At 54.7% G+C, this 26,322-nt stretch carries 23 protein-coding genes and 1 pseudogene; 19 read left to right on the top strand and 5 right to left on the bottom strand.

The genetic code is table 11. From position 1 onward, the window contains the following. The first annotated feature begins 170 nt into the window (after nucleotides 1-170). Together otsB and otsA are read left to right on the top strand one after the other, a co-directional pair. Nucleotides 171-974: a trehalose-phosphatase gene (otsB, locus tag NL510_RS14120; RefSeq protein WP_253377767.1), complete on the top strand. Its 804-nt coding sequence runs from the start codon at nucleotides 171-173 to the stop codon at nucleotides 972-974. Then, the gene (otsA, locus tag NL510_RS14115; protein WP_253377766.1) at nucleotides 949-2,373 is read left to right on the top strand and encodes an alpha,alpha-trehalose-phosphate synthase; all 1,425 of its coding nucleotides are present in this window, start codon (nucleotides 949-951) and stop codon (nucleotides 2,371-2,373) included. The genes otsB and otsA overlap by 26 nt, the downstream gene beginning before the upstream one ends. Here otsA and uspC read toward each other — a convergent pair. Further along, a pseudogene (uspC, locus tag NL510_RS14110) lies at nucleotides 2,365-2,817 on the bottom strand (universal stress protein UspC). The gene otsA and the pseudogene uspC overlap by 9 nt on opposite strands. A gap of 794 nt (nucleotides 2,818-3,611) precedes the next feature. Here uspC and flhD point away from each other — a divergent pair. The 17 genes from flhD to cheZ all read left to right on the top strand — a co-directional run bounded on the left by flhD (nucleotide 3,612) and on the right by cheZ (nucleotide 21,082). After that, on the top strand, nucleotides 3,612-3,962 hold the full coding sequence (gene flhD, locus NL510_RS14105) for a flagellar transcriptional regulator FlhD (protein ID WP_253377765.1): 351 nt from the start codon (nucleotides 3,612-3,614) through the stop codon (nucleotides 3,960-3,962). Nucleotides 3,963-3,964: 2 nt separating this feature from the next. Next, nucleotides 3,965-4,543: a flagellar transcriptional regulator FlhC gene (gene flhC / locus NL510_RS14100; protein ID WP_253377764.1), complete on the top strand. Its 579-nt coding sequence runs from the start codon at nucleotides 3,965-3,967 to the stop codon at nucleotides 4,541-4,543. 123 nt (nucleotides 4,544-4,666) lie between these two features. Next, complete coding sequence (motA, locus tag NL510_RS14095) at nucleotides 4,667-5,554, top strand: flagellar motor stator protein MotA (protein WP_253377763.1); 888 nt, start codon at nucleotides 4,667-4,669, stop codon at nucleotides 5,552-5,554. Next, the gene (gene motB / locus NL510_RS14090; RefSeq protein ID WP_253377762.1) at nucleotides 5,551-6,480 is read left to right on the top strand and encodes a flagellar motor protein MotB; all 930 of its coding nucleotides are present in this window, start codon (nucleotides 5,551-5,553) and stop codon (nucleotides 6,478-6,480) included. Before motA ends, motB begins: the two co-directional genes overlap by 4 nt. A gap of 4 nt (nucleotides 6,481-6,484) precedes the next feature. Further along, a complete protein-coding gene (cheA, locus tag NL510_RS14085) occupies nucleotides 6,485-8,503 on the top strand; it encodes a chemotaxis protein CheA (RefSeq protein WP_253377761.1) in 2,019 nt (672 codons plus the stop codon). Nucleotides 8,504-8,522: 19 nt separating this feature from the next. After that, a complete protein-coding gene (gene cheW, locus NL510_RS14080; RefSeq protein WP_253377760.1) occupies nucleotides 8,523-9,026 on the top strand; it encodes a chemotaxis protein CheW in 504 nt (167 codons plus the stop codon). Nucleotides 9,027-9,458: 432 nt separating this feature from the next. Beyond that, nucleotides 9,459-10,031, top strand: a complete 573-nt coding sequence (locus NL510_RS14075; RefSeq protein WP_253377759.1) for a Csu type fimbrial protein — start codon at nucleotides 9,459-9,461, stop codon at nucleotides 10,029-10,031. Nucleotides 10,032-10,039: 8 nt separating this feature from the next. After that, entirely contained in the window at nucleotides 10,040-10,588 is a 549-nt protein-coding gene (locus NL510_RS14070) for a Csu type fimbrial protein (RefSeq protein WP_253377758.1), read from the top strand. 16 nt (nucleotides 10,589-10,604) lie between these two features. Continuing rightward, nucleotides 10,605-11,366 carry a fimbrial biogenesis chaperone gene (locus NL510_RS14065; RefSeq protein ID WP_253377757.1) on the top strand — a complete coding sequence of 254 codons (762 nt, stop codon included), beginning with the start codon at nucleotides 10,605-10,607 and terminating at the stop codon, nucleotides 11,364-11,366. Continuing rightward, nucleotides 11,342-13,726: a fimbria/pilus outer membrane usher protein gene (locus NL510_RS14060; RefSeq protein WP_253377756.1), complete on the top strand. Its 2,385-nt coding sequence runs from the start codon at nucleotides 11,342-11,344 to the stop codon at nucleotides 13,724-13,726. The genes NL510_RS14065 and NL510_RS14060 overlap by 25 nt, the downstream gene beginning before the upstream one ends. After that, nucleotides 13,723-14,688, top strand: coding sequence for a Csu type fimbrial protein (locus tag NL510_RS14055; protein ID WP_253377755.1), 966 nt, complete (start codon nucleotides 13,723-13,725; stop codon nucleotides 14,686-14,688). Before NL510_RS14060 ends, NL510_RS14055 begins: the two co-directional genes overlap by 4 nt. Before the next feature lie 84 nt (nucleotides 14,689-14,772). Next, the gene (gene tar / locus NL510_RS14050) at nucleotides 14,773-16,440 is read left to right on the top strand and encodes a methyl-accepting chemotaxis protein II (protein ID WP_253377754.1); all 1,668 of its coding nucleotides are present in this window, start codon (nucleotides 14,773-14,775) and stop codon (nucleotides 16,438-16,440) included. A gap of 44 nt (nucleotides 16,441-16,484) precedes the next feature. After that, the gene (tap, locus tag NL510_RS14045) at nucleotides 16,485-18,086 is read left to right on the top strand and encodes a methyl-accepting chemotaxis protein IV (RefSeq protein ID WP_253377753.1); all 1,602 of its coding nucleotides are present in this window, start codon (nucleotides 16,485-16,487) and stop codon (nucleotides 18,084-18,086) included. Between the two features lie 19 nt (nucleotides 18,087-18,105). After that, nucleotides 18,106-18,975: a protein-glutamate O-methyltransferase CheR gene (cheR, locus tag NL510_RS14040; protein ID WP_253377752.1), complete on the top strand. Its 870-nt coding sequence runs from the start codon at nucleotides 18,106-18,108 to the stop codon at nucleotides 18,973-18,975. Further along, nucleotides 18,972-20,021 carry a protein-glutamate methylesterase/protein-glutamine glutaminase gene (locus tag NL510_RS14035; protein ID WP_253377751.1) on the top strand — a complete coding sequence of 350 codons (1,050 nt, stop codon included), beginning with the start codon at nucleotides 18,972-18,974 and terminating at the stop codon, nucleotides 20,019-20,021. The genes cheR and NL510_RS14035 overlap by 4 nt, the downstream gene beginning before the upstream one ends. 16 nt (nucleotides 20,022-20,037) lie before the next feature. Further along, nucleotides 20,038-20,427, top strand: coding sequence for a chemotaxis response regulator CheY (gene cheY / locus NL510_RS14030; RefSeq protein ID WP_253377750.1), 390 nt, complete (start codon nucleotides 20,038-20,040; stop codon nucleotides 20,425-20,427). A gap of 10 nt (nucleotides 20,428-20,437) precedes the next feature. Next, nucleotides 20,438-21,082 (top strand): protein phosphatase CheZ, encoded by a 645-nt coding sequence (gene cheZ / locus NL510_RS14025; RefSeq protein ID WP_253377749.1) that lies wholly within the window; start codon nucleotides 20,438-20,440, stop codon nucleotides 21,080-21,082. A 71-nt stretch (nucleotides 21,083-21,153) separates the two neighbouring features. Here cheZ and NL510_RS14020 read toward each other — a convergent pair whose 3' ends face one another. The 4 genes from NL510_RS14020 to NL510_RS14005 all read right to left on the bottom strand — a co-directional run bounded on the left by NL510_RS14020 (nucleotide 21,154) and on the right by NL510_RS14005 (nucleotide 26,233). Next, complete coding sequence (locus NL510_RS14020) at nucleotides 21,154-22,281, bottom strand: fimbrial protein (protein WP_253377748.1); 1,128 nt, start codon at nucleotides 22,279-22,281, stop codon at nucleotides 21,154-21,156. After that, nucleotides 22,271-24,826, bottom strand: coding sequence for a fimbria/pilus outer membrane usher protein (locus tag NL510_RS14015; RefSeq protein WP_253377747.1), 2,556 nt, complete (start codon nucleotides 24,824-24,826; stop codon nucleotides 22,271-22,273). Before NL510_RS14015 ends, NL510_RS14020 begins: the two co-directional genes overlap by 11 nt. Before the next feature lie 9 nt (nucleotides 24,827-24,835). Beyond that, nucleotides 24,836-25,528 (bottom strand): fimbrial biogenesis chaperone, encoded by a 693-nt coding sequence (locus tag NL510_RS14010; protein ID WP_253377746.1) that lies wholly within the window; start codon nucleotides 25,526-25,528, stop codon nucleotides 24,836-24,838. A gap of 129 nt (nucleotides 25,529-25,657) precedes the next feature. Further along, entirely contained in the window at nucleotides 25,658-26,233 is a 576-nt protein-coding gene (locus NL510_RS14005) for a fimbrial protein (protein ID WP_253377745.1), read from the bottom strand. Nucleotides 26,234-26,322 lie beyond the last annotated feature (89 nt).

The raw sequence follows: 26,322 nt of genomic DNA, 5'->3' as shown, positions 1-26,322 counted from the left end.
AGCAGCGTTTGAATCGCTCAACTTTTAACCTTAGCTGACCTCTCTGCCGCCCCGCCAGTTTTACTGGCGGGGCGGTTGTCAAATGGCGAGCGGCGTCACACTGTCTATACTTACATGGCTAAGATGAGGGTAAAGGCGTTTACCTCTCGCTAACCGTAAGGAGGACCAGGGTGGCTGACTTGTTAACCGCACCGCCTGTATTGCCCGGAAAATTTGCTTTCTTTTTTGACCTTGATGGAACACTCGCCGGAATAAAACCGCATCCTGACCAGGTCGTGATACCGGATACGGTGCTGGAAAATCTTCAACAGCTCTCGCAGATGAACGAGGGAGCACTGGCATTGATTTCAGGGCGCTCAATGGCCGAGCTGGATATGCTCGCCAGTCCATGCCACTTTCCGCTGGCCGGTGTGCACGGAGCGGAGCGCCGCGACATCCATGATCAACTGCATATAGTCTCACTCCCTTCTGCCTTAATTCAGACGCTGCACAGGCAACTCGCTTCTGCGCTGGAGGCGCTTCCCGGGACGGAACTGGAGGCCAAAAGTATGGCTTTCGCGCTGCACTATCGTCAGGCGCCGCACCATGAGGCTGCGGTATTTGCGCTGGCAAGAAGCGTGGCTGAAGCGCATCCGCAACTGGCGCTCCAGCCAGGCAAGTGTGTGGTGGAAATTAAACCTGAGGGGATCAATAAAGGGGCGGCCATTGCGGCGTTCATGGCTGAGATGCCGTTCAAAGGTAGAACGCCCCTGTTTTTCGGGGATGACCTGACCGATGAGGCAGGATTCAACGTGGTTAACCAGGCCGGAGGGATCGCCGTTAAGGTCGGGCCTGGTGACACATGCGCCAGATGGCGGCTGGAGAATGTCGCCAGCGTCTGGCAGTGGATTGCAGACATCGCTAACCAGCAACTACAACAAATAGCGTTTAACAACGGAGGAAACCATTATGGGTCGCTTAGTCGTCGTCTCTAACCGAATCGCACCGCCTGATGATAAAAAGTCCAGCGCAGGCGGGTTAGCGGTAGGGATCTTAGGGGCTTTAAAAGCCGCCGGTGGGCTGTGGTTTGGCTGGAGTGGCGATATCTGTGAAGAAGAGAGACCGCTCAATACCGTCACACACGGGAATATCACCTGGGCCTCTTTTGCGCTCAATGAGAAAGATTACGACGAGTATTACTCTGAATTCTCAAACGCCGTTTTATGGCCAGCATTTCACTACCGCCTGGACCTGGTAAAGTTCCAGCGTGGATCCTATGAAGGTTATATGCGCGTGAACGCGCTGCTGGCGGATAAACTGCTGCCGTTAATCGAGGAAGACGATATTTTATGGATCCACGATTATCATTTGCTGCCTTTCGCCAGAGAGTTACGCCAGCGCGGGGTCAACAACCGCATCGGCTTCTTCCTGCACATTCCGTTCCCGACGCCGGAGATATTCACCGCCCTTCCGCCGCATGAAGCGCTGCTGGAAGCGATGTGTGATTATGATTTGCTGGGCTTCCAGACCGAAAATGACAGGCTGGCATTCCTTGACTCCATATCAGGTAAAACCCGGCTGATTGCCCAGGGCAATAACACGCATACGGCCTGGGGGAAAGATTTCCACACTGAAGTGTATCCGATTGGTATCGAACCGCAGGAGATTGCCGACGCGGCCAGTGGACCGCTTCCGCCGAAGCTGGCACAGCTTAAGAATGAGCTAAAGCACGTGAAAAATATCTTTTCCGTGGAGCGACTCGATTACTCCAAAGGACTGCCGGAGCGTTTCCTGGCGTACGAAACCCTGCTGGATAAATTCCCTCAGCATCACGGTAAAATCCGCTATACGCAAATCGCGCCGACATCGCGTGGCGAAGTGCAAGCTTATCAGGACATCCGCCATCAGCTGGAGACGGAAGCAGGGCGCATTAACGGCCGCTATGGCCAGCTAGGCTGGACGCCGCTCTTTTATCTTAATCAGCATTTTGACCGTAAGATCCTGATGAAGGTCTTTCGCTATGCCGATGTCGGGCTGGTCACGCCGCTGCGTGACGGGATGAACCTGGTCGCCAAAGAGTATGTGGCAGCCCAGGACCCCGCTGACCCCGGAGTGCTGGTACTGTCGCAATTCGCCGGGGCCGCCAACGAGCTAACCTCCGCGCTGATTGTTAACCCTTACGATCGGGATGATGTCGCCAATGCGCTTGACCGTGCGCTGACGATGCCGCTGACGGAGCGAATTTCTCGACATGCCCGGATGATGGAAACGATTCGTAAGAATGATATTGATAGCTGGCAGGCGCGTTTTGTTTGCGATCTCCGCCACATCACGCCACAACGTCATGAAGGTGAGTTGCAAAAGAAGATCGCGACCTTCCCTAAATTAGCCTGATATTCCTGCTGGGGGCTGTGCGCCCCCAAGCGGCACCAGCAACACATCAACCTGGCTTGTGGAAACCACCGCTTTTGCCGAACAAACCACGCGCGAAAAAAAACGGTGGTTATGATTCCCGTATATCACTAACTCAATATTCTGCTTACGACCCATATCAAAAATATGTTCATTAAGCTCACCTGTCGCAATAACGGCCTGGTAAACAGGATATTGTGCTTTCTCGATGAGTTCTTGCAGAAATTGCTGCGTCTCTTATTGTAAAAGTGAGCGAATATCCTCCAGCATTGGTGCCGCCAGTTGATTAAACATCTCAGGTTCGGCCGCCAGAGTGATGAGACTGACGCGGGCATTGTGCGGCCGGGCAATGGAGACCGCGCGGGCAATAAGCTGGTGGCTTTCCGGGTAAACAGCAACAGAAACAATAAGATGGGAGTAACTCATCACGCACTCCTTAGAGGTATTAAATACAGTGACGTGCCAGCTTTACCGCGATTTGATCACTTCTGCAAGAGGGCACGACGACAGGAGTGTGATGATTATCATAATTATTCATTAATTATTCTTATAAGAAGAATAAATGAAAAACACGATGAAATGATAAAAATTAACAACTTAACCAAAATTACACATTTTGGCGTTCGTGGTGCTGAAGCGGTTTAACCTAATATAAACATATTTTAAATGATAACGCATCGAAATGATTTTGCTGTGTACTTATTATAACTGTATGTTTTTTATAGGTAATGAATTTGTAACTTACAGATCACGCTATTGTAATAGCACACTGATGTCAGCCGCACGCTTAAATGTGATGGTTGGGGCAAGATAGTCCATACTTTTGCATGAGTATTCGTTCACATGGAATATCAAACGGGGTGATTTGATTAAAAATCATCCGAATTAGAAGTGTGACTGATGGATTTGTGACATATATTCACTCTAATTATGTGATCCAGATCACATTTTTTTTAAATGTGGGGGTTGGCTGCATTGTATGTGTCAAAACTGACGAGTAGAGTTGCGTCGAATTAGGAAAAATCTTGGTTATTTGTAAGGAATGATGAAATGTGTAAGGAACGCGATTGCGTTTCGGCTATTGCGCGTTTTACTGAATACAAACCTAAATTCAGCTATGCATTTGGCCTTTTCTTTTTATACCGGGTGATTTCCCGGCGACATCACGGGGTGCGGTGTTTCCGCATAAAAATAATAGTTGGTTATTCGGGATGGGAAAAATGCATACATCCGAGTTGCTAAAACATATCTATGACATCAATTTGTCATATTTACTGCTCGCGCAGCGTTTGATTAGTCAGGACAAGGCATCAGCGATGTTTCGTCTTGGTATTAACGAAGAGATGGCAACCATGCTGGGCGGATTAACGCTTCCTCAGATGGTGAAATTGGCTGAGACCAATCAACTGGTTTGCCAGTTCCGCTTTGATGATTCTCAGACTATCACGCGCCTGACTCAGGACTCCCGTGTTGACGATCTCCAGCAGGTCCATACTGGTATCCTTCTTTCCACGCGTTTGCTCAACGACATCAGCCAGCCTGATGACGTAGCCCGTAAGAAAAGGGCGTAACGATGAGCGAAAAGAGCATTGTTCAGGAAGCGCGTGATATACAGCTGGCCATGGAACTGATTACGTTAGGTGCTCGTTTACAGATGCTGGAAAGCGAGACTCAGTTGAGCCGTGGTCGTCTCATTAAACTGTACAAAGAATTACGAGGTAGTCCTCCACCGAAAGGAATGCTGCCGTTCTCAACAGACTGGTTCATGACCTGGGAACAGAATATCCATGCATCGATGTTCTGTAATGCCTGGCAATACCTGCTTAAAACCGGTTTGTGTAACGGCGTTGATGCCGTGATCAAAGCGTACAAACTTTACCTCGAACAATGTCCGCAACAGGAAAATGGACCCTTGCTGGCGCTCACCCGCGCATGGACGCTGGTGCGTTTTGTTGAGAGCGGACTGCTGGAATTGTCTCGCTGCAACTGCTGTAGCGGCAATTTTATTACCCATGCTCATCAGCCCGCTGGCAGCTTCGCCTGTAGTTTATGCCAGCCTCCATCCCGGGCCGTAAAAAGACGTAAACTTTCCCGGGAAGCTGCCGATAGTATTCCACAACTGCTGGATGAACAGATCGAACAAGCTGTTTAACCCGAATGAGTGGGCTAGATTCCAGCAGCGGTAAGCGATTACCGCTGCTTTTTTTTACTCCGCGTTCCGGTAACGCTCTCGAAATGAACGTCCTGCCATAGTCACTAGCGGAAGGATGATGTCGTGCTTATCTTATTAGGTTACCTGGTAGTTCTCGGTACAGTTTTCGGCGGTTACATGATGACCGGCGGGCACCTTGGAGCACTCTATCAACCGGCTGAACTGATTATCATCGGCGGCGCAGGGGTAGGGGCTTTTATCGTTGGGAACAACGGTAAATCGATCAAGGGCACGCTGAGAGCTATCCCATTGCTGTTTCGTCGCTCAAAATACACTAAAAGCATGTACATGGACCTGCTGGCCCTGCTTTACCGCCTGATGGCGAAGTCTCGTCAGCAGGGAATGTTTTCGCTGGAGCGAGACATTGAAAACCCAAAAGAGAGCGAAATCTTTGCCAGCTATCCGCGCATTCTCGCCGACGCGATGATGCTGGACTTTATCGTCGATTACCTGCGTCTCATCATCAGCGGTAATATGAACACCTTCGAAATCGAAGCGCTGATGGATGAAGAGATCGAGACCCACGAAAGTGAATCTGAAGTGCCGGCGAACAGCCTGGCGCTGGTGGGTGACTCGCTTCCTGCTTTCGGTATTGTCGCGGCGGTGATGGGCGTCGTACACGCCCTGGCATCTGCCGACCGTCCGGCGGCGGAGCTGGGCGCACTGATCGCCCATGCGATGGTGGGAACCTTCCTCGGCATCTTGCTGGCGTACGGTTTTATCTCCCCGCTGGCAAGCGTTCTGCGTCAGAAGAACGCGGAAACCACCAAAATGATGCAGTGTGTGAAGATCACGCTGCTGTCAAACCTCAATGGCTACGCACCGCCTATCGCCGTGGAATTCGGCCGTAAAACCCTGTACACCAGTGAGCGCCCCTCGTTTATCGAGCTGGAAGAACACGTACGTACGGTGAAAAACCCAAGCCAACAGACGACAACTGAGGACGCATGAAAAATCAGTCCCACCCGATCGTCATTATAAAAAAGCGCAGGCATAAGAAACACGGGCACGGTTCACATGGTTCCTGGAAAATTGCCTACGCCGACTTTATGACCGCTATGATGGCGTTCTTTCTGGTGATGTGGCTGCTCTCCACCTCCAGTCCGAAAGAGCTTGTCCAGATTGCCGAGTATTTCCGCACGCCGCTGGCGACCGCAGTGACCGGTGGAGAGCGCATCTCCAATAGCGACAGCCCGATCCCTGGCGGCGGCGACGATTACACCCAACAGAAGGGTGAAGTGAAAAGAGAGCCTAACATCGATGAACTGAAAAGACGGATGGAGAAGGCGCGTCTGCAAAAAGTGCGTGGTGACCTGGATCATCTGATAGAAGCCGATCCTAAACTGCGCGCCTTGCGTCCACACCTGAAGATAAACCTGGTGCAGGAAGGTTTACGCATACAAATTATTGATAGCCAGAATCGCCCAATGTTCAAAACCGGCAGCGCCGAGGTGGAACCCTATATGAGCGACATTCTGCGCGCCATCGCGCCAGTGCTAAACGGGATCCCGAACCACATCAGCCTGTCAGGACATACGGATGATTTCCCGTATGCATCGGGTGAAAAGGGATACAGCAACTGGGAGCTTTCTGCCGACCGTGCCAACGCCTCGCGTCGTGAGCTGATGGCGGGGGGGCTTGATGAGGGCAAGGTACTGCGCGTGGTCGGCATGGCAGCAACCATGCGTCTGACTGATCGCGGGCCGGATGACGCCATCAACCGTCGTATCAGTCTTTTAGTGCTGAACCAGCAGGCGGAGCAGGTGATCCTGCATGAAAACGCCGAAAGTCAGAATGAGTCACTGGACGATTTAAAACAGCCTGGGGCCGTCCCTGCGGCTGCCGTTCCAACATCGCCACCAGCCAATCCGAGGTGATAGCGTGAGCATGGATATTAGCGATTTTTACCAGACATTTTTTGATGAAGCCGACGAACTGTTGGCTGATATGGAACAACACCTGCTGGATCTGGTGCCCGAAGCGCCGGACTCAGAACAGCTCAATGCCATCTTCCGTGCGGCGCACTCCATCAAAGGCGGAGCCGGAACCTTTGGATTTACCATCCTGCAGGAAACGACCCATTTAATGGAAAACCTGCTCGATGAAGCACGACGCGGTGAGATGCAGCTCAATACCGACATTATCAACCTGTTTTTGGAAACCAAAGATATTATGCAGGAACAGCTCGACGCCTATAAAAGCTCAGCAGAGCCTAATGCCGCCAGCTTTGAATACATCTGCACTGCCCTGCGCCAGCTGGCGCTGGAAGCAAAAGGCGACGCCGGCGTGGCCGTTGTACCAGCGGCGAAACTGAGCGTTGTTGACGCCCCCGATGTACAAGACTTTGCACCCCCAGGCAAATTGCGCGTTGTGTTGTCACGCCTGAAAGAGGGCGAAGTCAATCTGCTGGAAGATGAACTGGGTAACCTGGCGACATTAAGCAACGTGGTGAAGGGTAAAGACAGCCTGGCCGCCACGCTGGATGATGGGATCGGCCAGGACGACATTGTGGCAGTATTGTGCTTTGTTATCGAAGCCGATCAAATTGCCTTCGAAACTGAAGCAGCCACTGTTGAAGCCCCTGCTGCGGCGCAAGAGAGCGTCACTGAAGACACAACACCGGCCGTTGTACCACCAGCGCCTGCGCTGAAGGCGGTACCAAAAGAGACGCCGGCGCCCGCGCGGGGCGAAAAACTGGCTGCGCGCTCCAGCGAGTCCACCAGCATCCGCGTTGCGGTTGAGAAGGTTGACCAGTTGATTAACCTGGTCGGTGAACTGGTGATCACCCAGTCGATGCTGGCGCAACGCTCTAATGAACTGGACCCGGTCACCCACGGCGATCTGATTACCAGCATGGGGCAGTTACAACGTAACGCGCGTGATTTGCAGGAATCGGTGATGTCTATCCGAATGATGCCGATGGAATATGTCTTCAGCCGCTTCCCGCGTCTGGTGCGCGATCTTGCCGGTAAGCTGAATAAGCAAATTGAACTGACGCTTATGGGAAGCTCCACCGAACTGGATAAGAGCCTGATCGAGCGCATTATCGATCCGTTAACGCACCTGGTGCGTAATAGCCTGGACCACGGCATCGAACTGCCGGAAAACCGCGTTGCCGCCGGGAAATCGCCGGTCGGGAACCTGACTTTATCCGCCGAACATCAGGGCGGGAACATCTGTATCGAAGTCACCGATGACGGCGCCGGGCTGAATCGTGAACGTATTCTGGCGAAGGCGATGTCGCAGGGGATGGCGGTGAACGAAAACATGACCGATGAAGAGGTCGGCATGTTGATCTTTGCGCCCGGCTTCTCGACCGCAGAGCAGGTGACAGACGTCTCCGGGCGCGGTGTGGGCATGGACGTGGTGAAGCGTAACATCCAGGAGATGGGCGGCCACGTTGAGATCAAGTCTAAACAGGGTTCCGGAACCACCATTCGTATTCTGCTGCCGCTGACGCTGGCGATCCTCGACGGTATGTCCGTTAAGGTTGCGGGTGAGGTCTTCATTCTGCCGCTGAATGCGGTGATGGAATCGCTGCAACCGCGCGAAGAAGATCTGCATCCGCTGGCGGGCGGCGAGCGTGTCCTCGAAGTTCGTGGCGAGTACCTGCCGCTGGTCGAACTGTGGAAGGTGTTTGAAGTGGAAGGAGCCAAAACCGAAGCCACGCAGGGGATTGTTGTGATCCTGCAAAGCGCGGGTCGCCGCTATGCGCTGCTGGTTGACCAGCTGATTGGTCAGCACCAGGTGGTGGTCAAGAACCTTGAAAGCAACTACCGCAAAGTACCGGGTATTTCTGCCGCCACCATTCTGGGCGACGGTAGCGTTGCGCTGATCGTCGACGTATCGGCGCTTCAGGGATTAAATCGTGAACAACGTGTGGCGTACACAGCCGCCTGATTAAGTAGAAGGTAATAACATGACCGGTATGAGTAATGTAACGAAACTGGCGGGCGAGCCATCAGGGCAGGAATTCCTGGTATTCACTTTAGGCGATGAGGAGTACGGCATTGATATCCTGAAAGTGCAGGAAATTCGTGGTTACGATCAGGTTACCCGCATTGCCAACACGCCAGCGTTTATCAAAGGGGTCACCAACCTGCGTGGGGTGATTGTGCCCATCGTTGACCTGCGCGTGAAGTTTAGCCAGGGTGACGTGGAGTATAACGAAAACACGGTGGTGATCGTCCTGAACCTGGGGCAGCGGGTAGTCGGCATCGTAGTGGATGGCGTCTCTGACGTGCTCTCCCTGACCTCTGACCAAATCCGCCCGGCACCGGAATTTGCGGTCACGCTGTCGACAGAATACCTGACCGGCTTGGGCGCGCTCGGCGATCGTATGCTGATTCTGGTGAACATCGAAAAGCTGCTCAATAGCGATGAGATGGCGCTGCTGGATATCGCGGCGAATCACGTAGCCTAGGTAAATATGAAACGGCAACCCGGGTTGCCGTTTCACGCCTCTGCTCCCTGCGTTCTTAACGTCCTGCTCCACCCGCTCAACGTCTTTCCGTTGGCGAAAGCATCGTCGCCTTCTCATTCCTCTGCGCAGTAATTGCACCCGCTCGCGATAACACCTGAATGATATATTGTGATTTAGATCACATTTTTATGGATATATCCTCAGGCGAAACGGGTTTTTATTGATTTGTTTATCGCTAACCTCATGTTTTAAAATTAAAAAAGCCGTCAATACGGCGAAAGTAGGGTGTCGTTTGGTCGGGGTGGTTGAAGCGAGAACCATAAACTAAATTCTCATTAACCCCCATCTGAGGAATGTTTAGCGGGGCTAACATACTGAGCAGTATAAATAAAATGTGGCAAGCGAACGTAGACATCTGCTGGAGGGTGGTAAATGAAAAGAAAACTCCTTGTGATCTGTGCAGGCACCTTGCTGGCTGCGACGACAGCGCAGCAGGCGCTGGCGGTAACCAGTAGCGGCACAATAGGCGCGACCCTGACACTGACAAACGGTTGTCTGATTAATGGCTCGCCCACTCAAAACGGCATTAACTTCGGGACACTGGACTTCGGCACCCATCCCGCGACGTTTTCCACGCTGACCACCCAGTTGACCGGGGCCAGCGGGGGGAACAGCTTTACCATCCAATGTACTACCGCCAGCTATACGGTGGCGATCACCGGCAATACCAACTCAACTGCGCCGGGTAGCGTTGTCGGGTCGCCGGGTACGCCTGCGCGTTATCTGATCAACACCGCCAATGCGGCGCAGGGCGTGGCGTACAGCCTGTACAGCGACAGTGGCTATAACAACATTATCGCCAATAACGCGGCCCTGCCGATTGCCTCTACGGCCGGCGGGGTGAACAGCTATACCCTTTACGGGCGCATTACAGGCGGTGGCAACAGCGTGACGGTGGTACCGGGAACCTATTCAGACACCATTAACGTCAGCGTAACCTACTAACTTCAGCCATGAAGGCGTTTTGTTCATGTCTGCGCGAAAGCGCAGAGGGCGGCGTGCAGCCTTTTTTCGCCCTGATTGTCGGGCTGTTGATGGTTCCCGTGGCAGGGGCGGTGACGTCTCAGTCATTCAAAGTCAGCGCGACTATCGTACCAGGCTGCGCGGTCACCACCGGAACCGGAGGGCTTTTTGGCACGCTGGATTTCGGGACCCATACCGGGGTAGAAAGCGCGCCGGTCAGCACCAGCTTTGTGCCCAATGGGGCGTTGTCTATCGCCTGTACGCCGGGCGTGGCGCTGAGTATGAGCATCAATGGCGGGCAAAACTACGCTTCCATGCGTCGAATGACGCGCTCGGGGGGGACCGAGGCTGTGGGGTATCGGCTCTACAGCAGCAGTTCACTGGCCGCAAACAGCGAGATTGGGGTTAACCAGGCCATACCGGTGACCTACACCAACAGTAACAACATTGCGCTGCCACTTTTTGGCGTGGCGCTGCTAACGGGTTTTAGCCCGGCAGGCTCGTATTCAGATCAGCTCACCGTGACCTTGTCATGGTGAAAAAGGGAGAGCATTGATGAAGCCATCATTCAGGCGTATGTGCCTGGTCAGTATGCTGGGGATCACCGCCGTTGCAACCAACCCGGCGCACGCGGCGGCGACTATTCTGTTATGGCCCATCGATCCGTGGCTGTCGGCAGAGGCCAACGCGACAGAGCTGTGGATCCAGAATCAAGGCAACAGCGCCACCACCATGCAGGTGCGTATTGTGCGCTGGAAGCAGGAGGGCGGGTATGAACGCTATTCCGCACAGCAGGATGTGGTTGCCAGCCCGCCGATTGTCACCATTGGTAAAGGCAGTAAGCAGCTAATTCGATTGATAAAACAGGGCACCGTTCCGTTGGGGGTTGAACAAGCATACCGCATTATTGTGGATGAAATACCCCATCCCGACGCCAAAGCAGACCCGACTATCGGTTTAAAACTGCAGATGCGTTACTCCATCCCACTCTTCGTCTACGGGCAAGGTATACCGACAATCAATGAAGGGGAGCATCATGCCCTGGCTGAGACCAAAAATCTGCGCTGGCGGGTGACGCAGGAGGGAGGACAACCTGCTCTTGAGGTGCGTAATCAAGGCGATGTACACGTTCGTCTGAGCCAGGTGTCGCTGGTCGAGGGGGGGCAGAAACGCACTATGGCAGAAGGGCTGCTGGGCTATGTTCTTCCTGGCAGTACTCGCAGTTGGCCATTACCGGCGGGGATACGCCAGCCAGGCCAGATGAGCGCGCAGATTAATGCCAGGGATACGCAATGGCAGTCGACGCCCGTCAACTGAAACCGGCGATGATTATCCTGCTTTGCGTCAGTACCAGCACCTGGGCCGAGCCCGGCGATGACAGCTTACCGCCGCCGCCGCAAGCCGGGGCGCTGAACGGCGAGGCTGTTTTCCAGCTTGCTCTGGTACTGAACCACTACGATACCGGTCTGGTGGTCCCCGTGACGCAACGCGCAGGCGCTTACTTTATCTCCAGCGCCGATTTGCTGCGCGCCGGGCTTCCCCCTGAACATGTGCCGCCGGGCGACGTCAATCTTTCCACACTCTCGCAGGTGCGGGTGGAATATGACAGCACAGCCCAGCGTCTGTTATTGACCGTGCCCCGCGACTGGGTTTCTTCCCGGGTAACCCCTTTTGGCGGCCAGGCGGCGCAGAGCAAGCCCCACTATGGCAGGGGCGCGCTGCTCAATTACGACCTCTATACCAACCATACCGAAAACAGCGGCGGCCAGGCGTCGCTCTGGCATGAGTTTCGCTACTTCGACGAGAACGGTTCGTTTTCCTCCACCGGCTATGCGCGGGAAAATTTCACCGGCAATAATGGCCAGCAGGAAGGCTACGTGCGCTATGACACTACCCTGCTCGTGACCAACGAAGAAGATGCCACCACCTGGACCGTCGGGGATGTGATCAGCGATGCCCTGAGCTGGAGCAGCAGCGTGCGGTTGGGCGGGATAAGCTACGGACGAGATTTCTCCCTGCGTCCGGACCTGGTGACCTGGCCGCTGCCGGCGTTCTCGGGCGAGGCCGCGGTACCGACGTCGGTAGATCTGTTTATCAACGGCTATCGTTCGGGGTCAACCCAGCTTCAGCCCGGCCCCTTCACATTGACCAATCTGCCGTATATCAACGGCGCCGGGGATGCGGTGCTGGTCACCACCGACGCATTAGGCCGCCGGGTCAGCACCACGCTGCCGTTTTATGTCACCAGTGAATTACTGAAATCAGGGCTGAGCGACGGTGCCTTTTCCGTGGGCAGTCTGCGGCGTAACTACGGTATCAAGAATTTCGACTACGGCCAGGCGGCGGCAAGCGGGTCGTATCGCTACGGCCTGACCGACTGGCTGACGCTGGAAGGGCATGCCGAAGGTGCACAGGAGTTGGCCCTGGGGGGCGCGGGAACGGTGGTCAAACTTGGTCATTTTGGCGTGGTGAATACCTCCTATACCCAGAGCCGAATGCGCGATGATAACGGCGGGCAAATTAACTGGGGGTATCAGTACAGTACCAGCGAATTCAGCCTGGCGACCCAGCACACCCGGCGCGACCGGGGCTTTGGCAACCTGGCGCTGTATGACCAGCCGACGGTCTATGATGAAAATAACAAGCCCATCGCCAGCTTTAGCCGTAACACTGACCAGTACTCACTGACCTTTAACCTCGGGCAGTACGGCAACATCGGCGCGGCGTGGATCGGCGTCGAGAGCTTTGATAACCAGAAAACGGAGCTGCTCAACCTCTCCTGGAGCCGTAACCTGTGGGGAGCGAGCAGTATCTATCTGGCAGCCAGCCGCGATCGGCAGCGGGGCGACTGGACGGTCGCACTGTCACTTCAGGTGCCGCTGGGCGAACGTGACAGCGCCGCCGTCACCTTTGAAAACACCCCGGATTCTGGCAGTACCCAGCGCATTAACTACAACCACTCCATGCCCTCCGATGGCGGATTTAGCTGGAACATGGCGTGGGCCAACCAGTCGCAACGCCGCAATTACCAACAGGGTACGCTGGGCTGGCGCAACAACAATATTGAACTGCAGGGCGGTGGCTACGGCGAACAAGGTATGATGACTTGGTGGGGCGAGGCGATGGGCTCCCTTGTGCTGATGGACGGCGAGCTGTTCGCGGCGAATAAAATTAACGATGCGTTTGTGGTGATAAGCACCGATGGACATCCGGATGTGCCGGTCAGCTACGAGAACCAGCCGGTCGGCAAAACCAATCATAACGGTTATCTGCTGGTCAGCGGCGTGTCGGCCTATTATCCAGCGAGCTACAGCATTAATACCCTGAACCTGCCTGCGGATACCCGGCTAAAAGAGACCGAGCGCCGCGTGGCGATCCGCCGTAACAGCGGTTATCTGGTTGATTTCCCGATGGAACAGGAGCGGGTTGCCAGCGTGATCCTCCATGATGCGCAGGGCCTGGCCATTCCGGTGGGAAGCCAGGTCAGACGCGCCTCGCGCAGCACCGCCGTCGTAGGCTATGATGGTATCGCCTGGCTGGAAGATCTCAGCGACGTTAACGCGCTGGACGTCACCACGCCGCAGGGTAAACACTGCAAGGCTTCCCTGACCATTGACGCTAACCCTGAACACAAGCTGCAAACGTACGGACCGCTGGTTTGTCGGGAGGCACCGTGAAACGCCTGCTGCTGCTATTACTGCTGCTGTTTTCCGGCGGCAACTGGGCGGCCTGTAACGTCAGTACGGTGAACGCCTCGTTTGGCAGCGTGACGTCGTTTGCCCTCAGCGGAACCGGAGAGGTACAAACCACCGGCACGCTGGTGGTGGCGTGCGATGCCATATTAAACCTGCTGACCAGTGATTCCGTGACGCTGAACTTTATCTCCGCCACGGTTTCGGCCAACAGCCGCGCGACGATGAAGCGCACCGATAACGCCGCCATCACGGATGTGATCCCCACTCGCCTGTGTGGGCTGTCGGGCTGCACCAGCAGTAGCGAAATTCAGACCAGTAAAACCTATACCTGGGGCGGCAGTACCCTGTTGAACCTGATTGGGGGCAAGCAATATAACATTCCGCTCTATTTCCGCACGGTGGCAGGGCAGAACGTCACGGCAGGGCCTTATCAGGTGACGCTGAACTTTAGCATCACCTATAGCGTTTGTTCGGTAGGCGTACTCAACCTGTGCCTGTCCGGGCAACAAACCGGCACCACGGCAACGAGCATCACGGTAAACATGAACGTGACCAACGACTGCAGCGCCATGACTACCCCGGACGTCAACTTCAACAGCGCCCCGCTGGTGCAAAATTTCCCCACCGTCTCACAGGCTATCGCCGTCACCTGCACCAAAGGCAGTACCTACACCATAGGCATTAATAATGGTGCGAACTCGCTTAATAACGTGCGCAGAATGGTCAGTGGCGGTAACGCGATGAGCTACGACATTTTCAAAGGCGCGACCAGCAATCGCTGGGGCGGTAGCGGTAGCGAGCGCTGGGCGAGCTCCGCTTCCTCGCAGCTTAGTTCTGACGGGCTTCTGCGCACCTATAACTACACCGCCAAAGTCCTGACTAACCAGGCCACGCCCCCCGCCGGAACCTACAGCGACACGCTGATTGTCGACGTGGCGTTTTAAGTCCGCGCTTTTCCCTTTCTCAAATGTAAAGTTCCTGTTTACGGTGCCGATAACACCGTTAATAAAACTATGAGAAGGTGTTGTATGTTGAACCGTATTCGCGTTGTCACAATGCTTATGATGGTGCTGGTCATTTTCGCACTTCTTCAGCTTTTTTCCGGTGGGCTCTTTTTCTCATCGTTAAAACAGAACCAGAACAACTTTGCCACCTCGAACGATCTTCGCCTGCAGCAGAGTGAACTCACCTCCACCTGGGATTTGATGCTGCAAACGCGCATCAACCTGAGCCGCTCTGCTGTCCGAATGATGATGGACCCGAACAACCAGCAGAGCAGCGCGAAAACGGATCTGCTGAAGAATGCCCGGGCCACCCTTGCTGACGCCGCCCGGCGCTACACCGCCTTCAGGAGCATCGCGCCGCAGCCGGCTATGGCGCAGGTCAGTCAGAGCATCGACGAAAAATACCAGGCCTATTTTGCCGCTCTGACGGAGCTTATCCAGTTCCTGGAAAACGGCAATATGGACGCCTATTTCGCCCAGCCAACCCAGGGGATGCAAAACGCCCTCGGCGCCGCACTGGGTGATTACGCCAAAGCCAGCAGCGACCTCTATCACGCGGCATTTATGCAAAGTCAGAACGATTTTCGCTTTGCGAAATGGCAGATGGCGATCCTGGCGCTGGCGCTGGCGAGTGTGCTGATCGGGGTGTGGTACGGCATACGACATGTCCTTCTCAACCCGCTTGGCCGCGTCATTGCGCATATCCGTGAGATTGCGTCGGGTGATCTGACAAAAATCCTGGCCGTTTCCGGGCGTAATGAGATAAGCGAACTGGCGCTCAGCGTTGACCACATGCAGCGTTCGCTGATTGAGACCGTCGCCAACGTGCGTAATGGCTCAGATGCCATCTATACCGGCACCAGTGAGATCGCGATGGGTAATAACGATCTGTCGTCCCGCACCGAGCAACAAGCCTCTGCCCTGGAAGAAACCGCCGCCAGCATGGAACAGCTCACCGCCACCGTGAAGCAAAACGCGGATAACGCCCGCCAGGCCTCTCAGTTGGCAGAAAGTGCCTCTGAGACGGCGCAGCGCGGCGGCAGGGTGGTCGAAGGCGTGGTGAAAACCATGCACGACATTGCCGAGAGTTCGAAGAAAATTGCCGACATTATCAGCGTTATTGACGGCATTGCTTTCCAGACCAACATTCTCGCGCTGAACGCCGCCGTCGAAGCCGCACGTGCCGGTGAGCAGGGGCGGGGGTTCGCGGTCGTCGCCGGAGAAGTACGTAACCTCGCCAGCCGCAGCGCCAACGCGGCGAAAGAAATTAAATCTCTGATTGAAGATTCCGTCTCCCGCGTGGATACCGGCTCGGTGCTGGTTGAAAGCGCCGGGGAGACCATGAATGACATCGTGAATGCCGTGACCCGCGTAACGGACATCATGGGTGAAATCGCCTCTGCGTCTGATGAGCAGAGTCGTGGTATCGACCAGGTTGCGCTGGCGGTATCGGAAATGGATCGCGTGACACAGCAAAACGCCGCGCTGGTGCAGGAGTCCGCTACCGCGGCCGCTGCGCTGGAGGACCAGGCAAGCCGTCTGAAGATGGCTGTCTCGGCATTTCGTCTCGCTTCACTCGCTGGAAATACGGTCAACCCGCAATCGACCTGTCGCGCGTCTGCCTCAGAACAGGCGACGGCGCACACGCGTGCAGGAGCCACCGGACAAGATGAAAATTGGGAAACATTTTGACTGACATTTAAACCGCGGCTGCTTGCCGCTCATTGGGAGCGTGGATGTTAAATCGTATTCGTATCTCGACCACACTGTTTTTGATTCTGATCCTTTGTGGCGTATTCCAGGTTGGCAGTAACGGGATGTCTTTTTGGGCGTTTCGCGATGGCTATCAGAATTTGCAGGACGTTGAGGCGAGTAATCAACAGCGCTCCGCACTGGCACAAACCCGTGCCGTGCTATTGCAGGCAAGCACCGCGCTGAACAAAGCAGGCACGCTGACCGCGCTGAGCTATCCGCCGGATGATATCAAAGCGTTAATGGTGACGGCGCGCGAAAGCCTTAAACAGGCTGACGCGCAGTTCAGCGTTTTCACCTCTCAGGAGGCCGTCAGCGAGAAAGGGAAAGCGCTAAAGGTCGCGATGAAAAAGAACGTTGAACAGTGGCACAGTGATCTGGAACATCAGGCGACCTGGCTTGAGAACAACCAGCTTTCCGACTTTATGACCGCACCGGTAGAGGCATCGCAGGCCGCGTTTGATGGCACCTTTAACGCCTGGCAGCAGGACATCAACCAGTTCGTTGAACGTGCGGGAGCGGACAGCCGCGCCAGCTACAATATGTCGGGCGTGATTTTTGCCGTCATGGTTATTCTGGCGGCTTTGCTGATCGCCGCGGCGCTGCTCTGGTCGCGCAGGATGATTGTGCAGCCCCTGGCCATCATCAGCAGCCACTTCGACAGTATTGCGAAGGGCGATCTGGCACGCCCGGTTACGGTATACGGAAAGAACGAGATTTCGGCAATTTTTGCCAGCCTCAAGGCGATGCAACGTTCACTGCGTGAAACGGTAACTGATGTCCGCCAGGGCAGTTACGCCATGCACACCGGGCTTTCAGAGATTGCGGCGGGCAATAACGATCTCTCTTCGCGCACCGAACAGCAGGCGGCCTCCCTGGCGCAGACCGCCGCCAGCATGGAGCAGCTCACCGCAACGGTAAGCCAGAATGCCGACAACGCGCGTCAGGCATCTGACCTGTCGAAACAGGCGGCACTGACGGCGAAAAGAGGGGGCGATCAAGCTTCCCACGTTGCCAGCACTATGCAAGAGATCGCCATCAGTTCACAGAAAATTGGCGACATTATTAGCGTGATTGACGGTATTGCCTTCCAGACCAATATCCTGGCCCTGAACGCTGCCGTTGAGGCGGCGCGAGCTGGTGAACAGGGGCGTGGGTTTGCGGTTGTGGCGGGTGAAGTGCGTAACCTGGCGAGCCGCAGCGCCAATGCCGCAAAAGAGATAAAGGGGCTGATTGAAGAGTCAGTGTCACGCGTACAGCAAGGGTCAACGCTGGTAGATAACGCGGCACGCACCATGACCGAGATCGTCTCCTCCGTCACGCGCGTAAACGACATCATGGGGGAAATTGCCAGCGCATCCGATGAACAACGTCGCGGGATTGAGCAGGTTGCTCAGGCCGTAAGCCAGATGGATCAGGTGACGCAGCAGAACGCCTCGTTAGTTGAGGAGGCCGCTGCCGCCACTGAGCGGCTGGCAAACCAGGCGGACCATCTCACCGGGCTGGTGGCGGTATTTAATGTAAAAGAGCACGTTGAAGCAGTAACAGAAGTCGGGCGGTCGCAGGCCGTGCCAGTTGTATCCTGAATATGATGAAGAAGGCGCTATGACATCACCAATGCCCTCCGGGCAAACGTCATTACTGTTGCAGATGACACAGCGCCTCGCGCTGTCCGACGCGCATTTTCGTCGGATATGTCAGTTAATCTACCAGCGTGCGGGGATCGTGCTTGCCGATCATAAGCGGGACATGGTCTACAACCGACTGGTGCGCCGCTTGCGCACGCTGGGACTGGACGATTTTGGTCGCTATCTGAGCATGCTTGAAGCCAACCAGAACAGCGCAGAATGGCAGGCTTTTATTAACGCCCTAACCACCAACCTGACGGCCTTTTTTCGCGAAGGTCATCATTTCCCGGTGCTGGCAGATCATGCCCGCCGTCACAGTGGGGGAGAGTACCGGGTCTGGAGTGCGGCCGCATCGACAGGTGAAGAGCCTTATTCGCTGGCAATTACCCTTGCGGATACGCTGGGAATGGCGCCAGGGCGCTGGAAAGTCTTTGCCAGCGATATCGATACCGAAGTGCTGGGTAAAGCACGCAACGGTGTTTATCGCCAGGATGAGCTTAAAACGCTCTCCCCGCAGCAGTTACAACGCTATTTCATGCGCGGAACCGGCCCGCATGAAGGGCTGGTGCGCGTCCGCCAGGAGCTGGCGAACGGCGTAGAGTTTGCGGCCGTTAATCTGCTGGAAAAGCAGTACAACGTGCCGGGGCCGTTTGATGCCATTTTTTGCCGTAATGTGATGATTTATTTCGATAAAACGACGCAACAGGACATTCTGCGTCGCTTTGTTCCGTTGCTCAAGCCTGACGGATTACTGTTCGCCGGGCACTCGGAAAACTTCAGCAACCTCGTGCGTGAGTTTAGCCTGCGTGGGCAAACGGTGTATGCGCTGAGTAAGGAAAAAGCATGAGTAAAATCAGGGTATTGTCTGTTGATGATTCGGCGCTGATGCGCCAGATCATGACGGAAATTATCAATAGCCACAGCGATATGGAGATGGTGGCGACAGCGCCGGATCCCCTGGTCGCGCGGGATTTAATCAAAAAATATAACCCCGACGTGCTCACCCTGGATGTCGAAATGCCGCGCATGGATGGTATCGATTTTCTGGAAAAATTAATGCGCCTGCGTCCCATGCCGGTGGTAATGGTCTCCTCGCTGACCGGTAAAGGGTCCGAAATCACCCTGCGCGCGCTGGAGCTGGGGGCGGTGGATTTCGTCACCAAACCGCAGCTTGGCATTCGTGAAGGGATGCTGGCGTACAGCGAAGTGATCGCCGAGAAGATCCGTACCGCATCGCGGGCGAAACTTGCCGCCCATAAGCCGACGGCTGCGCCGACCACCCTGAAAGCCGGTCCGTTGCTCAGTTCAGAAAAACTGCTGGCGATTGGCGCATCAACCGGCGGAACAGAGGCAATACGCCATGTACTCCAGCCATTGCCGCTTTCAAGCCCAGGTATTCTTATCACCCAGCATATGCCGCCAGGCTTTACCCGCTCGTTCGCGGAGCGTCTGAACAAACTGTGTCAGATTAGCGTGAAAGAGGCGGAAAACGGTGAGCGCGTTCTCCCGGGCCATGCGTATATTGCCCCGGGTGACAAGCATATGGAACTGGCACGCAGTGGCGCGAACTATCAAATCAAAATTCATGACGGGCCGCCGGTTAACCGGCACCGTCCGTCGGTGGATGTGCTGTTTCATTCGGTGGCGATCCATGCGGGGCGCAACGCCGTAGGGGTGATCCTCACAGGGATGGGCAACGACGGTGCCGCCGGAATGCTTGCGATGCACCAGGCTGGTGCCTGGACGATTGCGCAGAATGAAGCAAGCTGTGTGGTGTTCGGCATGCCGCGCGAAGCCATCAATAGTGGGGGCGTGAGCGAAGTGGTCGATCTTAGCCAGGTAAGCCAGCAGATGTTGGCAAAAATCAGTGCCGGACAGGCAATACGTATTTAAAGAGGAGTAGTGTGTTATGGCGGATAAAGAGCTCAGATTTTTGGTTGTGGATGATTTTTCCACCATGCGTCGCATCGTGCGCAACCTGCTGAAAGAGCTGGGCTTCAACAACGTTGAAGAAGCAGAAGACGGCGTTGATGCGCTGAACAAACTGCAGGCTGGCGGCTTCGGTTTTGTTATCTCTGACTGGAACATGCCCAACATGGACGGTCTGGAACTGTTAAAAACCATTCGTGCGGATGCTGGTATGGCTGCGCTCCCGGTGCTGATGGTCACCGCCGAAGCGAAGAAAGAGAATATCATCGCAGCAGCACAGGCGGGCGCAAGCGGTTATGTGGTGAAACCCTTCACTGCCGCGACCCTGGAAGAGAAGCTCGGTAAGATCTTCGAGAAACTCGGCATGTGAGGTGATGGATATGTTGCAACCTGCTATGAAACCTGTTGAAGACCATTCGCCCAGCGACATTATTGCCCGTATCGGCAGTCTGACGCGCATGCTACGTGACAGCCTGCGCGAGCTGGGGCTGGATCAGGCTATCGCCGAAGCGGCGGAAGCCATTCCCGACGCGCGCGATCGTCTGGACTATGTTGTGCAGATGACCGCTCAGGCGGCTGAACGCGCGCTGAACAGCGTTGAAGCGTCGCAGCCGCATCAGGATGCGATGGAGAAGGGGGCGAAAGCGCTGACCAAACGCTGGGATGCGTGGTTTGAAAATCCTGTCGAACTGGCGGATGCCCGCGAACTGGTGACGGATACCCGTCAGTATCTGGGCGATGTTCCGGGACACACCAGCTTCACCAATGCGCAACTGCTCGACATCATGATGGCGCAGGATTTCCAGGACCTCACGGGTCAGGTTATCAAGCGGATGATGGATGTCATACAGGAGATCGAACGTCAACTGCTGATGGTGCTTCTGGAGAACATTCCGGAACCGGCGGCGCGTCCAAAGCGCGAGAACGAAAGCCTGCTCAATGGCCCACAGCTCGACGCAACCAAAGCGGGCGTGGTGGCAAGCCAGGATCAGGTGGACGATCTGCTGGACAGCCTCGGCTTCTGATAGCGGGGTTACCCTCAGGTTGGGTATTCAACCTGAGGGTGCTTTTTACTAGCGGAGATCCATTTTCACCGTTACGTTGCCTTCGAAACTGCCAGCGGCCGGGGGGGATTTTGGGTGCTCACCGGTGTCGCCTTGATGTGTATTACCCCTTTTCCCTGTTCATCAACCTTAATCGGGAAGTCATAACTTCCGTCCAGCGCGATATCCTGGTTCTCTTCGCCAAATACCCTGACCCCAAGATCTTCTCTGTCCACCATCTTCGCGACCACCGGATTACGGGTATCCACTACGCCTTGATCAGCGTTCAGGGTCAGTTTTATCCGGTCATTTTTACCGATGGTGTTATCGCCGCACTGGTATGAGATGTCGACGTCTTTAAGCGTGAAGCCTTTCGGTTGTTGCCCGGCAGAGACAAACTGGCTGGAGACCAGATCGCCAAAATCGACCTCGATGGTGCTTCCCTCGTTAATGGTGCAGCTCAGGGGGGCGCTAAGAGAACCGCTTAACCAGATGTTCGATACATGCTCTGCGCTGGCCGGGTCACAACTGCCGGTCCCGTAGTACAAGCAGGCGTAGTTCTGCACCACCAGTGTCGGAGGAATGGTCGCCTCCCCGAGGATCGTCTTTTTTACCAGAAAGGTCGCCCCAATGACATTCCACTTAAATTGCCGTTTAACGGGGGCATTGGCTTCAGGGCGAGTGCTTTCGCTACAAACGCTGGCGCTGCCTTCGGTTGATTTGTTTCTGTCGACCATTTTCTGCATGGACGAACGGGCTGTCGGATACTGAGTGATGGCCAGCTCCGTGAGGTTTGAGCCATCCGGGGAGTTTATCGCATCGTTATAGCCGGAAACGCGAACGTCCAGGGTATCTGTAAGATAGCCAAAGCCGCTGGCCCCGGCGCTAAGTGGGCTGCCGGCGAGTGATAATTCATAGATTTTCTCACTTGCTTCCATATCTTTCGGGCACGTGCAGTTGGCTTCCAATTCGGCACCGCTGCCGACATGGTGGGTACTATCTTCAATAACATATCCAACGCTATTTTCTGTGGTTGCCAGCTCCCGGCTATACGAAATTTGATAATCCTGAGGGGCGGTAAAACACCCCGTTAATACCGTCGCGGCATGCCCTGTGGAAGGTAAGGAGAACAGTCCTCCCTGAAGGAGCAGTAGAAAGCATGTCTGGCGTTTATTTAACATTTTGTTGTTCCTGCTGGCATATCACATGGGCCTGGCGGATCCCGGTGGGACTGTCAGAATGTTGCAAATCAGTAAGCATGAGGTGAGCCGTGCAGCGTTGAGTAACTGCGTTGCCCCACATCACATCGAGCTGAGCATTGTCGTTAATGCCCGCCAGATAGAGAGTGCCCGTATCATCAACGATCCCGTTTATGCCTGACGTTCGCACCGTGGCAATTGCACCAAAGGGGACATTTCTGCCATCCGGACGGGTCAGGACGATGAGCGCACGATAACCCACGTGCGCATCGAAGCGCGCCGCTACCGCCGCATTGCGGGAGGGCACCACCGTGATGGAGGTGTCACGGGTATCCACATCTTGCGGCAGGCTGGTGGTATCGATGCGGATCCGGTTTTCCTGATACGGCGTGAGCGAGGGGATCACCGCATTGCCCTGCCAGTCAGTCTGAACGCCCCGCTGGTTCTTAAAACGAACTCCCGCCGCACCGTCCGCGCTGACGATAGCGAATTGATCGCCTAACGGCTGCGCCAGGGTGATGCCGTGAGGGTGCGCCACGATGGCACCACTGGCGCCGTAACTGATCTGCTGGGTGTTGTCCGATGAGGTGTAATAGCCGGCATTGAGGTTGGCATACTGCGAACGATAGCTTCCGTACAGGCTGCTGGTATCGTCTGCGTCGTGGTTGGTATGGCTCTGTTGCAGGGAATAACTCAGCCGCTCATCATCAAGCAGGGTTCCGTTTATGCCCAGATTTTGCCGGGTGTAGCCATTTTTGCTGTTGCTCAAGGTGTAGCTACTCCAGGCCCCTGGCAACCATTTGCTGAGCGGCATGCTGATGCCGAATGAGATCATCCTGTCGCTGCCGTCATCGCTGGTTTTACTGTAGGTATAGGCCATGTGCAGGCTAATCCCCTCCACGACCGTGTTGATACCGGCGGAAAGGTTGCGCTCTTTTCGTGCGCTTCCCCAGTAATCCTGCTGATAGCCGTTCAGGTAAAAACTGCTGCCCAAAATACTCTGGCTGATGCTGGCCTGTATCCGGCTGCGTTTGTTGTACTGATACAGCCAGTCATTTTCATTGCCGTCATATTTCTGATTGGCATCAGCAAAGCTGAAATAGCCGTCCGTTGAGTAGCGGTAGCTGCCGAGGGTGAAGTTAGTCTCGCTGGCATCGATTTTTCCGGTGTAGAGCAGGCGGTAAGATTGCCCGGTATGCTGCTCGTCGTTATCCAGACGGGTTTTGGCGACTGTAACGTCAGCCGAAAGCGAACCCAGCACCCCAAGCGTGACCCCTGCGCCGCTGTTGATGGCCTGGTAGTCCTCAGACGCGGTGAGACCGCCGAAAAGCGTCATGGTATTGTTGAGACCATAGATGGCGCTGGCCTGAACAAAGGCAGGCTCTTTTTGATCGCTGCCGCTGTCGGCGCGGTAACGTGCGGCGGTCACTTCATACTTGAGATGGCCTGGTCGCTGCATGACGGCAATGCTGGAGTAGGGTTGTGTAAAATGTCGCTCGCTACCGTCGGCCTCTTTCACCGTCACCTCAAGGTCGCCGCTGTTCGTGGTTGAGTAGAGATCGCGTATCTCAAATGCGCCGGGTGCGACGCTTTGCTGGTAGATGAGATAGCCATTCTGGCGTACGGAGATTTCGGCATTAGAGCTGGCTATCCCGCGGATCACCGGGGCGAACCCGCGCTGACTATAGGGCAACATCTCTTCGTCCGAAGCCATATTCACCCCGCGATACTGCAGGCTATCAAAGACTTCCCCTCGGGTACTGTTTTCCCCTGCCGTGAATTGCGCCTTCAGGACATCAATATCATGCTGAATAAAGGTATTGATGGTGCTCCAGCGGGTGGCGTCTTCGGTCTTGTTCCAGGTTGAATAGTTGCGCAGCCGCCAGCCGCCAAGGTTAGCGCCGCTGCGCAAATTAAGGTACTGACTGGTGAGCGTGTTTTGCGCGTCATCGCTATGCCGGGAGCCGGAAAAAGCGTAATCCGTGAACATTACCGGTACGCCGTCATTCCACCGTGTCGGGTCGACATAATCCTCGGCATTGCTAGCCAGCCCCGCCTGCGGAATGCTAAGACGTAAGGTCATTTTGCTAAAATCAAGCGTTGCCGAGGCGAACGGAATGTAATCGCGAAGAGGCTTGTCGAGCGGGGTCTGTGCGCCGAAATTCGCCAGCGCAGGAAACTTATCAACGTCTACCCCCCACTGTCGCAGCATATCCGGCGTGATTTCGGCGACCAGTTCGCCTGTCGGACTGCTAACGTAATTGACGTCAGCGTCGCCTTTTCGCCTTTTATTAATGACGATATGCGACGAATAGCGTCCAGGCGGCTGGGCGTTGGGCTTTGAGAAAAGAGAGAGATCGATATCTTGTTGTGTCAGTACGCCGCCTTCCAGGGAAGAGGGCGAAAAAAGGTATTCCCGTGCGAAAAGAGGCATGGAGGTAAAGAGCAAAATGCCGCTAAAGCCACGTACCCGCGAGGCGAATGTGTTGTTCCGTTTGCACAGTAACCGACATAGTCCATTCGTCATATTGTTGAATTATTCCTGAATCAGTGTGGATGTGTATTTTTCAGACGCGTTTCCATAATCAGTGATACAACGCCAGCTAATCTGAGAACCTGCTGTGTTCCCTGGGAGCGGAACAGAAACCCGGGAGAACGGGGCGACCATGTCCGCCTTTGGCAGTACGGTATTGTCGAGCAGCAGGCTGTCAAACACGCTGTAAAATGCCCCGTTGTTGATGACGGTTACGGCATTACTATCCCGGCTGAAACGCAGGTTTTTACACGTCTCGCCGGGCGTTCCTGCCAGCCCGGAAGGGCGCCAGAACAGTTTCAGGCGCGTCTTATAATTAAGTCGCAGCATGTTTTTATCGCTGTCATCTTTCGCGGTCGCTGGGATGGTGCGGATATTCATATAAAACAGCGATTCACGATCTTCGGGCAGCGCGGAACCATTCCAGGCAACGCGCAGACTTTGCTCTTTTTGGGCATCCAGGCGAAAAAGTGGTGGAGTGACAATAAAAGGCCCTCGCGTTTTTTCATCGCCGGTGTCAGTCCAGGACTGGATAAGCCAGGGTAGGGCCTTATCTTTATTGACCAGTGGGAGCGCAATTTCTTTTTTTTCGGCGTGATAAATAATACGTGTTCGCCCAATCTGAATACCCGCGCTATGGCTCAGTACAGGGGTTAATAGCGAGAGGTATACTACTGCTTGCGATAATTTACGCATGGTAGGCCTGCTGTTGGGGTTGTAAAACAAAATAGAATAATCCGGGCTTGAACGGACTATTCTATTGTCTATTTCTAAAGGTTATTCTTTTTCGCTAAATATGCAGGTTGTGAATAATCTTACAGCGCATTAGCGGTAGAGAATATTAATCGTCATATCAGCATCAGCCGGGCCAGCGGTGACTTGGGTCGCAAAGGATTTATAGCGCGCATTAAAATTAGCATAAATTTGATCGTTTTTGAGCGTCGGGAGCTTAATCTTTACCTGATCCTCACTGCCATCAAAGGCAATTAAACCGGTATTGTCCCCTTCCGGGCTGACGGCGATGCCAATCCCTGTCGCAGCCGTCTCCCCCTCAGTGGTAATTTTGCTGACGTCCATTAAAGTTGTTGTGCCCGTAAGCGCTGTGGTTGCGTTGAAGGTTAACTGTATGGAAGGCAAGCCATCGCTTTTTACCGGACACTCTGAAAGCGTAATGGTAAAGGGAATTAAGTCGCTCTCTTTACCAACTTCAGTAAATAACGAGTTGGGATACGTCCCCAGTAATACGGTGCTATCTGTACCGTCATCGCCTTCGATAGTACAGCTTGGTTCAATAATCTGTCCTGTGAAATGAATCGTGCCGGCATTCATTTCAGCCGCTAATGCGCCAGCAGAAGCGATGCTAAGAATAAAACTGGCTACCAGTGTTTTGGTAAGTTTCATAAATAGTGTCCTTGAGTAAATAACGGTCTAATGAATATTTTTGGATAGGTGCTGTCTAATGTTGAACCGTGGGGAGTATACACAGAAAT

This window comes from unidentified bacterial endosymbiont (genome assembly GCF_918797525.1).
In the GTDB taxonomy this organism is placed as follows: Bacteria; Pseudomonadota; Gammaproteobacteria; order Enterobacterales; family Enterobacteriaceae; genus Enterobacter.
Note: the sequence above shows the minus strand (reverse complement) of the source record. Positions and strands in the feature narration are given on the sequence as shown.

What these genes read in the sequence shown, in the direction of transcription:
- otsA (WP_253377766.1), top strand. Translation starts at nt 949, where the DNA reads ATGGGTCGCTTAGTCGTCGTCTCTAACCGAATCGCACCGCCTGATGAT.
- flhD (WP_253377765.1), top strand. Translation starts at nt 3,612, where the DNA reads ATGCATACATCCGAGTTGCTAAAACATATCTATGACATCAATTTGTCA.
- flhC (WP_253377764.1), top strand. Translation starts at nt 3,965, where the DNA reads ATGAGCGAAAAGAGCATTGTTCAGGAAGCGCGTGATATACAGCTGGCC.
- motB (WP_253377762.1), top strand. Translation starts at nt 5,551, where the DNA reads ATGAAAAATCAGTCCCACCCGATCGTCATTATAAAAAAGCGCAGGCAT.
- cheW (WP_253377760.1), top strand. Translation starts at nt 8,523, where the DNA reads ATGACCGGTATGAGTAATGTAACGAAACTGGCGGGCGAGCCATCAGGG.
- NL510_RS14075 (WP_253377759.1), top strand. Translation starts at nt 9,459, where the DNA reads ATGAAAAGAAAACTCCTTGTGATCTGTGCAGGCACCTTGCTGGCTGCG.
- NL510_RS14070 (WP_253377758.1), top strand. Translation starts at nt 10,040, where the DNA reads ATGAAGGCGTTTTGTTCATGTCTGCGCGAAAGCGCAGAGGGCGGCGTG.
- NL510_RS14065 (WP_253377757.1), top strand. Translation starts at nt 10,605, where the DNA reads ATGAAGCCATCATTCAGGCGTATGTGCCTGGTCAGTATGCTGGGGATC.
- NL510_RS14060 (WP_253377756.1), top strand. Translation starts at nt 11,342, where the DNA reads ATGGCAGTCGACGCCCGTCAACTGAAACCGGCGATGATTATCCTGCTT.
- tar (WP_253377754.1), top strand. Translation starts at nt 14,773, where the DNA reads ATGTTGAACCGTATTCGCGTTGTCACAATGCTTATGATGGTGCTGGTC.
- tap (WP_253377753.1), top strand. Translation starts at nt 16,485, where the DNA reads ATGTTAAATCGTATTCGTATCTCGACCACACTGTTTTTGATTCTGATC.
- cheR (WP_253377752.1), top strand. Translation starts at nt 18,106, where the DNA reads ATGACATCACCAATGCCCTCCGGGCAAACGTCATTACTGTTGCAGATG.
- NL510_RS14035 (WP_253377751.1), top strand. Translation starts at nt 18,972, where the DNA reads ATGAGTAAAATCAGGGTATTGTCTGTTGATGATTCGGCGCTGATGCGC.
- cheY (WP_253377750.1), top strand. Translation starts at nt 20,038, where the DNA reads ATGGCGGATAAAGAGCTCAGATTTTTGGTTGTGGATGATTTTTCCACC.
- cheZ (WP_253377749.1), top strand. Translation starts at nt 20,438, where the DNA reads ATGTTGCAACCTGCTATGAAACCTGTTGAAGACCATTCGCCCAGCGAC.
- NL510_RS14020 (WP_253377748.1), bottom strand. Translation starts at nt 22,281, where the DNA reads ATGTTAAATAAACGCCAGACATGCTTTCTACTGCTCCTTCAGGGAGGA.
- NL510_RS14015 (WP_253377747.1), bottom strand. Translation starts at nt 24,826, where the DNA reads ATGACGAATGGACTATGTCGGTTACTGTGCAAACGGAACAACACATTC.
- NL510_RS14010 (WP_253377746.1), bottom strand. Translation starts at nt 25,528, where the DNA reads ATGCGTAAATTATCGCAAGCAGTAGTATACCTCTCGCTATTAACCCCT.
- NL510_RS14005 (WP_253377745.1), bottom strand. Translation starts at nt 26,233, where the DNA reads ATGAAACTTACCAAAACACTGGTAGCCAGTTTTATTCTTAGCATCGCT.